This window comes from Wolbachia endosymbiont of Oedothorax gibbosus, assembly GCF_936270435.1.
GTDB lineage: Bacteria > Pseudomonadota > Alphaproteobacteria > Rickettsiales > Anaplasmataceae > Wolbachia.
In genome coordinates this window covers 749,485-762,046 of the sequence record NZ_OW370567.1, presented here as the reverse complement: position 1 = coordinate 762,046, position 12,562 = coordinate 749,485, and the positions used below count along the sequence as shown (strand labels likewise).

The 12,562-nt window shown below is 35.8% G+C and carries 7 protein-coding genes and 2 pseudogenes; 5 read left to right on the top strand and 4 right to left on the bottom strand.

What is annotated here, in order from left to right; all coding sequences use genetic code 11:
• Positions 1 to 79: 79 nt before the first annotated feature.
• From NBW39_RS03810 to NBW39_RS03795, 4 genes are all read left to right on the top strand, one after another.
• The gene (locus tag NBW39_RS03810) at positions 80 to 1,897 is read left to right on the top strand and encodes an ankyrin repeat domain-containing protein (RefSeq protein WP_250295662.1); all 1,818 of its coding nucleotides are present in this window, start codon (positions 80 to 82) and stop codon (positions 1,895 to 1,897) included.
• A gap of 23 nt (positions 1,898 to 1,920) precedes the next feature.
• Positions 1,921 to 2,771 (top strand): IS5 family transposase gene (locus NBW39_RS03805; RefSeq protein WP_250295661.1). Its coding sequence is split into 2 segments (ribosomal slippage): positions 1,921 to 2,308 and positions 2,308 to 2,771, totalling 852 coding nucleotides; the frame shifts between segments, so codons are not numbered across the junction.
• A gap of 18 nt (positions 2,772 to 2,789) precedes the next feature.
• Positions 2,790 to 3,616, top strand: a protein-coding gene (locus tag NBW39_RS03800) for an IS5 family transposase (protein WP_250294694.1) whose coding sequence is annotated in 2 segments (ribosomal slippage) — positions 2,790 to 3,177 and positions 3,177 to 3,616 — 828 coding nt in all. Because the reading frame shifts where the segments join, the coding sequence is not laid out codon by codon here.
• A gap of 33 nt (positions 3,617 to 3,649) precedes the next feature.
• A complete protein-coding gene (locus NBW39_RS03795) occupies positions 3,650 to 3,865 on the top strand; it encodes a hypothetical protein (RefSeq protein WP_250295660.1) in 216 nt (71 codons plus the stop codon).
• A 133-nt stretch (positions 3,866 to 3,998) separates the two neighbouring features.
• Here NBW39_RS03795 and ppdK read toward each other — a convergent pair whose 3' ends face one another.
• Complete coding sequence (ppdK, locus tag NBW39_RS03790; RefSeq protein WP_250295751.1) at positions 3,999 to 6,728, bottom strand: pyruvate, phosphate dikinase; 2,730 nt, start codon at positions 6,726 to 6,728, stop codon at positions 3,999 to 4,001.
• Between the two features lie 847 nt (positions 6,729 to 7,575).
• On the opposite strand from ppdK, the pseudogene NBW39_RS03785 reads away from it, so the two are divergent.
• Positions 7,576 to 8,427: pseudogene (locus tag NBW39_RS03785) on the top strand (IS5 family transposase).
• Here the strand turns inward: NBW39_RS03785 and NBW39_RS03780 are convergent.
• The 3 genes and pseudogenes from NBW39_RS03780 to NBW39_RS03765 form a co-directional block, all read right to left on the bottom strand.
• Positions 8,377 to 9,249: an IS982 family transposase gene (locus tag NBW39_RS03780; RefSeq protein ID WP_250294632.1), complete on the bottom strand. Its 873-nt coding sequence runs from the start codon at positions 9,247 to 9,249 to the stop codon at positions 8,377 to 8,379. The pseudogene NBW39_RS03785 and the gene NBW39_RS03780 overlap by 51 nt on opposite strands.
• A 435-nt stretch (positions 9,250 to 9,684) precedes the next feature.
• Positions 9,685 to 10,563: pseudogene (locus NBW39_RS09220) on the bottom strand (transposase).
• Positions 10,564 to 11,239: 676 nt separating this feature from the next.
• Positions 11,240 to 12,535: a Na+/H+ antiporter NhaC family protein gene (locus NBW39_RS03765; RefSeq protein ID WP_250295659.1), complete on the bottom strand. Its 1,296-nt coding sequence runs from the start codon at positions 12,533 to 12,535 to the stop codon at positions 11,240 to 11,242.
• Between the last annotated feature and the right edge of the window lie 27 nt (positions 12,536 to 12,562).

Genomic DNA, 12,562 nt, shown 5'->3' with positions numbered 1-12,562 from the left:
CTTGAAACTGCAATATGTCTTGACTGGTTATGGGAAAGTTGCTATAATAAATTAGATAGTAATAGTGGTAAAATTTGACATGACTTATGAAAAGATAAAGGAAATTGTAACTCAAAATCCTGATATAACTGCTGAGGAGTTTGATAAGGAACTCAAAAAGGAGAAAATAGATAAAGAAATAATAGATCAAAATGGTTGGACTTTGCTTTATTATGCTGTCCGTTCAGAAGGGCCTAGTATTATCGGCGATCGCAGTATATTTCTAAAGATTGTTGAGTTGTTCACAAATTTAAACATTGGAATCGATTTTAAAGATACTGCTTCCAGAACTGTGTTGGGTACAGCTGCAATAAATAAACAAGCTGACGTTGTAAGGATACTTTTGAATAGTGGTAAGTTTGAAGAAGAAGAAAAAATTAGTGCTTTAAATAGTGCTATTATTCAAGGCAATGTTCAAGAGTTTGAGCCGTTTTTAGATTACATAGATCATGCGAAAATACTGGAGGCTCTCAACACAGCTTCTTGTAATGAGAACACTGACATTATGAAGGTGCTTTTAGATAATAAGAGATTTACTGGAGAAGAAAAAGTTCAGGTTCTGATTGGTGCCGCTATAGATGATGATCTACCAAAAGTTAGGTTACTTTTAAAGCATATGACAGGTATACCAGAAGATGGTATAAGAAATCTTCTAAAAATAATTGAAGAGAGGAAATTATCACTTGGAGAAGAACTTAAAATAGATTCTGAGTTTAAATTAGACTTCAACAACCCTAATCACCATACGTACCTCTCAAACTGTGTAATAATTGCACTGCTTAGATCGGCAATAAACAAGAAGCAAAATACACCTAATGTGAAAGAGAATGGAGCGGGACTCAGTGGCAGTAATATAACCACGCTAAATGATGGTGACATTAGGAATCTGTGTCTGGATATAGAGAGAATTACAAAATGGGATAACACAGTTACTAGTCTTGAAGATTTACAAAAAAGGTTAAAAAGGAACAAAACTAATTTTCAAGGTAAACGTGAACAAAATGCTGTACTGGAGTACGCAATTAAAGATCAAAATTTGAACGTTATAAAATTTCTCTTACAAAATGGAATGACCATCATCAATGCAATCGGTCAAGAAGGAAGGCATTACATTAGCAAAATTGAAGAAGACAAATCTATATTATGCTCTGTTGTTTCCTATACTAATAATAGTAATGCTGAGATTCTAAACACGCTACTGCAAAATATTAACACAGAACAACTAAAGCTAAACCCTGAAAGTGAATTGTACAGATTATACCAACAATTAAAAGATGATGCATTCTACACTGCTTTTGCAAAAACTAATTCTGTAGCAGCGACAGTGCTAATACAGAACGATCAAGAAACACGCGCATCAGCAGTAAACAAGGATGAAACACCTGTAGTAACAGGGACTGACCAGGTTATTACTACGCCAAGCGTAGAAGAAAGTAAAACAGAACCCAGCAGCAGTAATGAAAGCATTGGTAATATAAGAACTCACGGCGACGGTCTATCAAATCATACTATTACACCAAATAGTGGTAACGGTCAGCATCATAATAACAAAAATGAAACGCCTGTAGTAACAATGCCTTCTATATTAACAAAGAAAACAAATCCAACTACTGTACCAAATAGTGGTAACGGTGGGAGTAAACCAATATCTCCTGTAGTATCAACAAACGCCGGCACACCCGCTATGTCAAGCGGTAATGATAAGTCTAGTAACCTCACAAATGCTCAATTTTCTATGCCAAATGAAAAAGAAACTAAATATAAGGAAAATTTTCACAACTCATTAACGAAAGATGCTGTTGGAGTTGTTATTACAGGATTAGACTTCTTTCAAAATTGGAAAAGAGCAAAAAATTAGTATAAAATCATACATTTAAAAGTATGAGATATGAAGAAACTAAGGAGTTAGATGAAGAGAAGTTTCGTCGTCTGACAGGAGTAAAGAAGGCAACTTTCAACAGGATGGTAGAAATTTTAGATGAAGAAGATAGAAGGAAAAAAGCAAAAAGTGGGCGTAAAAGCAAGCTCTGTATAGAAGACAGGCTACTTATGGCATTGGAATATCTTCGTGAATATCGGACATATTTCCACATTGGTCGAAGTTATGGTATGAGCGAAAGTACGACCTATAAAATCATAAAGTGGATTGAAAATACATTGGTAAAACATCCGGATTTTGCATTGCCAGGGCGAAAAGAGGTTCTAAAAAGTGATATAGAATATGAGGTTTTAGTGATAGATGCAACAGAAACTCCTGTGGAAAGACCCAAAAAAAGCAAAAAAGATTTTATTCAGGAAAAAAGAAAAAGCACAGTATAAAAACACAGATTATTTCGGAAAAAGAAAGCAAAAAGATCATTTGCACGTCTTTTTCAAATGGTAGGAAACATGATTTTCGGCTTTTTAAGGAGTCAAAAGTGCACATACTACCAAGTATCAAAGTCCTAGCAGATAGCGGTTACAGAGGTCTACAAAAAATTCACGCAAATGTTGAATTGCCACATAGAAAAACGAAAAAGCACCCATTGACTAAGAAACAAAAGCAAGAAAATCAAGAGCTTGCAAGCAAAAGAGTTGTGGTTGAGAATGTAATCGGTTTGCTTAAAAGATTTAAAATTATTGCAGATAAATATCGCAATCGGCGAAAACGTTTTGGATTGAGATTCAATTTGATAGCTGGAATTTACAATAGACTTCTTTCAAAATTGGAAAAGAGCAAAAAATTAGTATAAAATCATACATTTAAAAGTATGAGATATGAAGAAACTAAGGAGTTAGATGAAGAGAAGTTTCGTCGTCTGACAGGAGTAAAGAAGGCAACTTTCAACAGGATGGTAGAAATTTTAGATGAAGAAGATAGAAGGAAAAAAGCAAAAAGTGGGCGTAAAAGCAAGCTCTGTATAGAAGACAGGCTACTTATGGCATTGGAATATCTTCGTGAATATCGGACATATTTCCACATTGGTCGAAGTTATGGTATGAGCGAAAGTACGACCTATAAAATCATAAAGTGGATTGAAAATACATTGGTAAAACATCCGGATTTTGCATTGCCAGGGCGAAAAGAGGTTCTAAAAAGTGATATAGAATATGAGGTTTTAGTGATAGATGCAACAGAAACTCCTGTGGAAAGACCCAAAAAAAGCAAAAAAGATTTTATTCAGGAAAAAAGAAAAAGCACAGTATAAAAACACAGATTATTTCGGAAAAAGAAAGCAAAAAGATCATTTGCACGTCTTTTTCAAATGGTAGGAAACATGATTTTCGGCTTTTTAAGGAGTCAAAAGTGCACATACTACCAAGTATCAAAGTCCTAGCAGATAGCGGTTACAGAGGTCTACAAAAAATTCACGCAAATGTTGAATTGCCACATAGAAAAACGAAAAAGCACCCATTGACTAAGAAACAAAAGCAAGAAAATCAAGAGCTTGCAAGCAAAAGAGTTGTGGTTGAGAATGTAATCGGTTTGCTTAAAAGATTTAAAATTATTGCAGATAAATATCGCAATCGGCGAAAACGTTTTGGATTGAGATTCAATTTGATAGCTGGAATTTACAATCTAGAGTTGATGATGTGAATTTTGAAAGAGGTCTAATCTAGAGTTGATGATGTGAATTTTGAAAGAGGTCTATTATTTATTGCTGCTGCTGTGATGGTTCCATCTGTGGCTGGTGCAGTGGTTTGCGGTATTGTAGCTGCTTTAGTTGCAATAGTTACCGGGTGGCATATAAAAAGTTCTACGTTACCAAGTTATAGAGAAATGGAAGAAAATAAAGTTGAACACGTGAGTTCACAAGTTGTAAAATATAGGATGTCATGCAAGTAGCTGACACTGGGATCTATAGCTAGCACAGCCCTACGTCATACCGCGATTCATTCGCGGTATCTCTAGATCCCGCTAACAAGCAGCGGGATGACGAGTTTCACACTTATCAAATTGTAGGTAAACCTAAATTACTTTAGCTATCAACAAACTTAAATTTTATGCTAAACTGTGCTGCCACTAACTTTGCAACCGGTACTCTATAGGGTGAGCATGAAACATAATCCACCCCTGATTCGATGAGAAACTCTATAGATTTTGGGTCTGCACCATGTTCTCCACATATACCCAGTTTTATTTCTTTTCGGGTTTTTTTGCCTCTTTCAATGGCTATCTTGATTAACTCCCCTACCCCTTCGATGTCCAGCACTTCAAATGGGTCGTTTCCGAATATGTTGCTTTCCTTATAAGAATCGAGGAAATTAACTGAATCATCTCTTGAAAGTCCCATAGTCGTTTGTGTTAAATCATTAGTGCCAAAACTAAAAAATTCTGCGTGTTTTGCTAACTTATCAGCAATCAGTGCCGCTCGTGGCAGTTCTATCATCGTTCCAATTGAATAAGCCTTGTCTGATGTCATTCCAGCGCGTGACGCTGGAATCTGCGTCTGTGAGATGACAGAGGATTCTTTCTTTGCTAGCTCGCATATCAGAATAAATTCTTTCTCATTCATTATAAAAGGGATCATGATTTCAGGTTCCACTTCTATCTTCTTTTCTTTCCTTAATTCACTTGCAGCATTAAGTATTGCCCTAATCTGCATGCTATATATTTCAGGATGAGAAATGGCAAGTCTACAACCTCGATGGCCAAGCATTGGGTTCTTTTCTGATAACTGTGCTATTTTATTTTTTACTGATTCAACTGACTTATTGAACGATTTAGCAATTTTTTCTATAGTAGACTGATTATTGGGTAAAAATTCATGCAAAGGTGGATCAAGCAACCGTATAGTGACTTCCCTGCCCTCCATAATAGAAAATATTTCTTTGAAATCAGACTTTTGCATTTCTTCTAGTTTAATGAGCGCATTTGCCCTTTCATTTTCATCGTCAGCTATTATCAATTTTTGAATGAATTCGATTCTATCACTAGCGAAAAACATATGTTCTGTGCGACATAAGCCTATACCTTCTGCACCGAATTCTTTTGCAATTTTTGCATCTTTTGGGGTGTCAGCGTTAGCTCTCACTTTGATCGTTTTAATTTCATCTATCCAGTTAATTATCGTTTTGAATTCTTGCGATAATTCAGACGAAATTGTAGGGAGAATGCCAAGCATCACCTCCCCTGTTCCTCCATTGATGGTAATTGGTTCACCTTTATTTACTTTTGTATCCCCCACAGAAAAGAAAGTTCCATCTTTATCGATATAAAGTCCACTTACACTGCAAATGCATGGCTTACCCATTCCACGGGTTACAACAGCAGCATGCGAGGTCATCCCTCCCCGTGCTGTTACTATGCCACTTGCAGCATTCATTCCATTAATATCTTCAGGACTCGTTTCTGACCTTACTAAAATCACTTTTTTACCCTGCTCTGCGGTTTTTTCAGCATCACTTGCACTAAACACTACATATCCGGAAGCAACCCCTGGAGAAGCCGGCAGTCCCTTCCCTATTACTTTTTGGTCACTCTTAACGTCAAGAACTGGATGCAATAAATTGTCAAAAGTTTTTGGATCAATTCTCAATATTCCTTCTTCTTTTGTAATCGTTCCTTCGTTTACCATATCAACTATTATGCAAATAGCAGCTTCAGCCGTGCGCTTGCCAGACCTAGTCTGCAAAATCCATAACTTACCGTCCTGCACAGTAAATTCGATATCCTGCATATCTTTATAATGCCTTTCAAGTTTTTCACATACCACGCATAATTCTCGGTAGACACTTGGCAGCAACTTCTCCATGGTGTTTTTTTGCTCTCCGTCAATTGGCATAGGAGTATAAACACCAGAAACCACATCCTCACCCTGAGCATTAACCAAAAACTCACCAAAAAGCTTTTTTTCTCCAGTTGAAGGATTTCGTGTAAATATCACACCAGTTGCAGAATTATCATTTAAATTACCAAAAACCATTGCTTGCACGTTGACCGCTGTTCCAAGGTTTTCAGGAATATTATGTATTCTTCTATAGGAAACAGCCCTATCATTTTTCCAAGAGGCAAATACTGCATTAACTGAGTTTAACAATTGCTCTTCAACGTTCTGCGGAAAATGTTTCTCAGTTTTTTCATATACTATCTTTTTAAAATCGTTAACAATTCTCTTTAAAACATCAACATCAAGATCAGCTAAGCTTTTTGCTCCACTCTTTTGCTGCTCATTATCAATAACATCTTGAAATAGGTGATGATCAAGCTGTAGTACAACATTGGAGTACATCATGATGAAACGGCAGTAGCTATCGTAAGCAAAACGTTCGCCACTTTTTTTTGCAAGCCCAACAACGGTTTCATCATTTAGACCAACATTTAAAATAGTATCAAGCATGCCCGGCATTGAACTAACACTACCAGAGCGTATGGAAACTAATAAAGGATTATTTGAATCTCCGAATTTACAACCGATGTCATTTTCGAGCATCGCCATGTAATTTTTGATTTCACTACATATGTCATTCCAGTGCGTGACCACATTTTTTTCTGGATCCGAGTAGTCAGCTACTTGGATAACAGAAGATCTATTGTCTTGATAATAGACTTTGCAAGCAGAGGTAGAAATTGTGAAACCAGGTGGAACAGGAATGCCAACATTGCACATTTCTGCTAAATTTGCCCCCTTTCCTCCCAGCAGATTTTTCATTTCTGCATTGCCTTCGCATTTACCCTGGCTAAAGTAATGTATTAACTTTTCCCCCATCATTTTCTCCGGATTTTCACTGATAAACACATTGTACATATAGTTCCAATAAACCTGTGAAGACTTGAAACCTTAGGATAATAAATTTTACAAAATTTTGCAACAACGTTCCTTACAACAACATCAGTAAAGTTAACAAAAAAAGACGACAAATTATTGAATTATTATCAATAAGAATATACAATATAAAGATATATTTAAAAATTTTTTTATGGCTTTTTCGAAATTTCTAGATCCTAAATATGATTGTGTGCTGCAGCAACAAACAGGGTAATGTTTGTGAGAAGCTTTATTGAAGATGAAGGAAGGTCCTTCGAAATCGGTTTTCAGGAGCAGGTTTCAAACCACCTTAAGTGGCTCTATTTAAGAGATAGGGTCATAAGCGTTAAGGAAAAATCAGCGTAAGAGCTGGAAGGTGTGGATCAGAAAGGCGAACGTAAGTGAACCACTGATGAACGTGTCGAAAAGGGAAGTGAACATCGAAAGGAGGAGTGAGTTGTTCTCCTCTTAAAAGCGTACAGGGAACCTGATTACTGTGTAGCGGCATAAAGGTGGCGTGAGTCTGATCTGGGCTTTAATAAGGAACTGCAGGAACCAGTCGATTTGATGCAAAGCGAGACAGGCAAGAGGCAAATCCTCAAGCTTTAGAGTAGCGATACAAATCACTGGGGCAGATCAACTCGTAGTAGTGAAGAAGTGGTTGTAATGACCATGGAGCGAAGGGGTTGAACTAGTCGACTTTAGTAAATCATTCAACTTGAAGGAGGATGAAAATGATTAGACCTCTTTCGAAACTAGCATAAAGCCAAAGAAGATATACAATGGTAATTTAGTGTGAAGGAGATAGATGAAATACAAAACAGCAAAAGAGTTAGAAGATGAGAAATTTCGCAGATTAACAGGGCTAAAAAGAGCAACGTTTGATAAGATAGTGGAAATTCTAAGGAAAGCAAATAAAAAGAAGAAAGCTAGAGGAGGAAGAGCTAAGTGAGGAAAACATGCTCCTAATGGTATTAGAGTATCTCCGCGAATATCGGACATATTTTCATATTGCGCAAAGCTATGGAATCAGTGAAAGTGGAGCATATAAGACAGTAAAGTGGGTAGAAGACAAGTTAGTAAAACATCCAGATTTTGCATTACCAGGACGAAAAGAGCTCTTAAAAAGTGATATGGAATATGAAGTTTTAGTGATTGACGCAACCGAAACTCCTGTTGAGAGGCAAAAAAAAAGCAAAAAAGATTTTATTCAGGAAAAAAGAAAAAGCACGGTATAAAAACACAAATTATTACCGAAAAAGATAGTAAAAAAATTATTTGTACGTCTTTTTCAAATGCTAGGAAGCACGATTTTCGGCTTTTTAAGGAGTCAAGAATGCACATACTCTCGGACATAAAAGTCTTAGCTGATTCTGGCTACAGAGGAATGCAAAAGATACACAAAAATGTTGAATTACCGCACAGGAAGACGAAAAAGAAGCAGTTGAACAAGGTAGAAAAGAAAGAAAATCAAGAGCTTGCAAGTCAAAGAGTGATTGTAGAAAATGTAATTGGTCTGTTAAAAAGATTCAAAATAATTTCAGATAGATATAGAAATCGAAGAAAACGTTTTGGCTTGAGATTTAACCTTATTGACCCCAGTTATGGATTAACCAACGAAGTAAAGCTGAGAAATACAGGGCTTTTTCGATTGCATTGAATAAGAAATGAGGGTAGAAAAAATATGTACCAAGAAATTTACTGTGGATCTATGCCGAGTGTGCTCAAGTTCAAATTTGTTTTTTAGGCAGCCAAAAACCGTTTCAACAATCGATCTTTTCCCTAGTAAAATCTTCTCTTTCAGCGAAATCAGTGCATTTTTCATACCTTTTTTCACTTTAGTGACGAGTTTTAGACCTCTATCGAATAGTTTCTCAAAGAGCTCTTTCTTTATATAGCCCTTATCTCCAAACAAAAGTCCAGTTAGTTTTTTGGTTAGAGTTGGTACAGGTTTTCTGTCATCGACGTTACCTCTGGTTAGCGTAACACCTTGAATTTCACCTATTTCATTGATTACTACATGTAATTTAAAACCAAAAAACCAGCCGTAAGTATTCTTTCCTAACTCTGCTAATCCTTTGAAAACCTTATTTCTTGAGATTCTTTTTCGATGGCATACTGCTATTGAAGTAGAATCTATGTAGGAAATCCCGGTCATTTTTGCTTGTTCACAAAACCATTGCAAAAGTAATGCTAAATACCACAAAACTCGCGGCTTTAAGGCAATAAATCTGTGATATGAAGGCAGCTTTGAAAACTCTGATCTATAGAATAACTGAAGATAACAAAGATAAAAAGCCTTGAAGTTTTTACATGGTGATTTATGGTATAATAGGATTATGGTTAGAATTTCTGAGTGCGCTATTTCTGGTACTCTGGTTGGTTTTTTGCCGTTTGATAAGAACCTATTTGCAAAATTATCATCTACCGCACGACAAAAATCCTCGACGCAACAGTACAGTTCTGTAATATCTTTCTTCATGGGTAACCTCTTATTATTACTAAAATACTCGAGTTTACCCTGTTTCCCTCTTCTTAGTTATACTTTTATCTATTTTCTAATCCATAACTGAGGTTATTGCAGGAATTTATAATTGGGAGTTGTAGATGTGAAGTTTCGAAAGAGGTCTAATGTAAGTAACTAGCCAACCACGGGGCTTCTTTTGCCTTTTTTTTCGTTTGGTGAATTTCTTAAATATTTATGGCTAAAAGAGCCCAAGAGAGGTGTCATTCCAGCGCTCCTTTTTTTGTCATCCCAGTGCCCAGACACTGGGATCCAGCTTTCTTTACAAATTCACCAAAAGTGCTTCATTTTATAACGCAAAACCCATATTCACCAAACCCAATGCATTACTTGCAATTAAGTTTCCTGGATTCCAGCGGGCTTTGTTGCATCGCACCTTATACTGGTAGTAATTTACGATAAATTCATGTAGCCATTTCGCATACCAATGTCAGTGAATTTATTGAGCAAATAACACTTGAGTCGCAGTTCCTTCTCACGATTAACCTCAGATTTGTTCCGAAAACTAAACCAGAATGTTTGTTTCAGTCGCGAGAAAAAACCTTCTACATAAGATCTTTTCCCATAATTTACTTTCTTTTTCCATTCTTTCACGCCATCTTCACCGTATAATTTTATTAATCTAATAGCAGCATTTCTGTCAGACATATAATCTATTTCTGGATGTTCTGCCGCATTGTTTATTGGTGGAATTTTTGCCTTTATATCATATTCGTTACACAATTTATAAAACTTGTGCCTATCATATGCCCTATCTACATATAGTGCTTTTATGGCATGAACTTCTTTAAGCAAATCACAAGCTCCATAGTGATCAGACCGTTACTGTATTTTACAGCTATATATTCAACATTACATGCAATTTTCTATAGCTGCAATACTTTCTATCTTTGCTATTTTCCTTCAGGAGTATTGTTGTATATCTGTACTGTCTATAGCAATTTCGATATCTTCCATATTATTTTCTGCAATCATTTATCTTAATATTAAGTTTCTTTTGATGCTTGTGAATAGCTGCAAATTTCTTCCTATTTGTTGCAAATATCCTTTTATAAACCCTACCGTTTGTCTTAAACCAATTCTAAAAAGATTGACGATTATATGCACCAAAATTACGACTTTATCACTGTAAATATAGTTGCCGCCTTGCATTTTTGGACTATTTTCATACCAATTTTCGATAGCTTCATTGATATAACAAAAAATGCTTCCTCTTTCTTGGAGAAATTTGTTATATTCATGGCAGTTACTGACTCTCATTTTTTGTGGCATATTTTTTCTTCAAAGGTTAAATGGCTATTTTATAATGAATTTTGTCAGTAACTGCCAGATTTTTTCGGTTGCTATGCAACAAAGCCCACTGGGATCCAGGAAAGTTTGCTTGTAAACTAGCACAGAAAAACGTTTTCAATGAGATTATATGGAAAACTGGATTCCAGCGTCACGCGCTGACCTCTCTTGGGCTCTTTTAGTCATAAATATTAAGAAATTTACCAAACGAAAAAAAAGGCAAAAGAAGCCCCGTGGTTAACTAGTTATTTATATGTACTTCAAAATATTGGCGTTTTTTATTCTAAACGCTACGATTCAGCCGCTTTTAAATACAACTAACCTAAATTATAAACGTTAAGAAATTTACTAAGCAGAAAAAAAGGCAAAGAAAACCTAGGGTAGCTAGTATTCAAATTCTCCCTTGTTCTATTTGACGTCTTTTGATGTCTTAAACGCTTTATAAGCGCGTTTCGGCTTGTATAGGTAGAAACCCAGAAGTTTTATAAAGACATGAGGTGCACATAGTGCAAAAAATTAAGCATGATTTACGCCAAATACAAAGTTCCCTTTGTCGTTTTAATCTGCAGATTGCGAAGGTAAATAAATAGCTTCAGTTTCATGATAAGGGGGTTGAAGGAGTTTGTCAAGTACTTATGGGTAAAAAAAAAGAGAAACTCTAAGTTGCAGCCGCATAACGTTTCTCTTTTCTGCTGTTGATGATTATTTCGCCTATTGTAACTGCTGCTAGAATAAAGCAGTAATATACCTGTGTTAATAAAGAAATAGGTGATACAGAAGCTATACTCCCTGCTAGCAATAATTGAGAACCATAAGGTAAGATGCCTTTTGTAGCACAAGCAAAAACATCTAATAAGTATGCGCTGCGATGTGGCGCAATACTGTGTTTTTGTGCAAGCCTTTTTGCAATACCACCACTTAGTAAAATAGCAATGGTATTATTGGCAACTAAGGTAGTAAACATAGACGCTATCCCTGCTATCACAAATTCAGCTTTAGTTTTTGTGATATTGCTTTCATCGATGAGTTTATGCAACGCTTTTTGACCTTGTTTGTACATTATATGGCTTAACCCACCGATAAATAGAGCAAATATCATTATCTCGTTTACTTTTTTGAAACCGTCATACACGTCATGAGGAAATTGAATGATAGCATAGTCAAAAAAAGTTATTCCTAGCACACCAGCAATAATGATGTTTACAGTTATTGTTACTAAAGTGGTGACTTCAAGCAGCCCCATGATTATTAAAGAAATGTAAGGAATAATTTTTATTATAGAATAATAATCTAAATTTGATATAGAAATAATTTTTGTACTATTTGAGGCAACTGCTAGGTAGATGAGTGTTATAATGCTGGCAATAAGTGCAACTTTAGAGTTCATTTTAAGTTTATCTTTTGCTGAAGCTCCTTGTGAAGAAACAGATGCAATGGTGGTATCAGATATCATTGAAAGGTTATCGCCAAATACAGCACCACCTACCACAGTTGCAGTTCCTATTTCAAGACCAAAAGCTCCACTTTTTGCCAGATTAACAGCTATAGGTACCATCAGCGCAACAACTCCCATAGATGTACCAATTGCAGTTGAAATAAAAGCAGAAGCCAAAAATACTCCAGGCAGCATTAATCTTGCTGGAAGGAAATTAAGAATTAAATTAGCAACAGTGTCTGCGCTACCAATTGATTGAGTAACCGCAGAAAATGCCCCGGAAAACAGAAAAATTAAACACATAGTAAGGGTATTTTTGTCACCCATGCCCTCGATAACAGTATCGATGTTATGCTGAATTTTATTTGTACCACGTGAGACAGCAAAAAATAGTGCTGGTAATAAGCAGATTACTGGTGAAACCTGATGAAGTGGATTATCAGTTCCGATAAAAGAAAAATAAGCACCACTTCCAAGGTACAAGATTAAAAAAATAATCAAAGGGACAAAAGCTATCATTTTACTGTACTTCAAACTTATAACTAT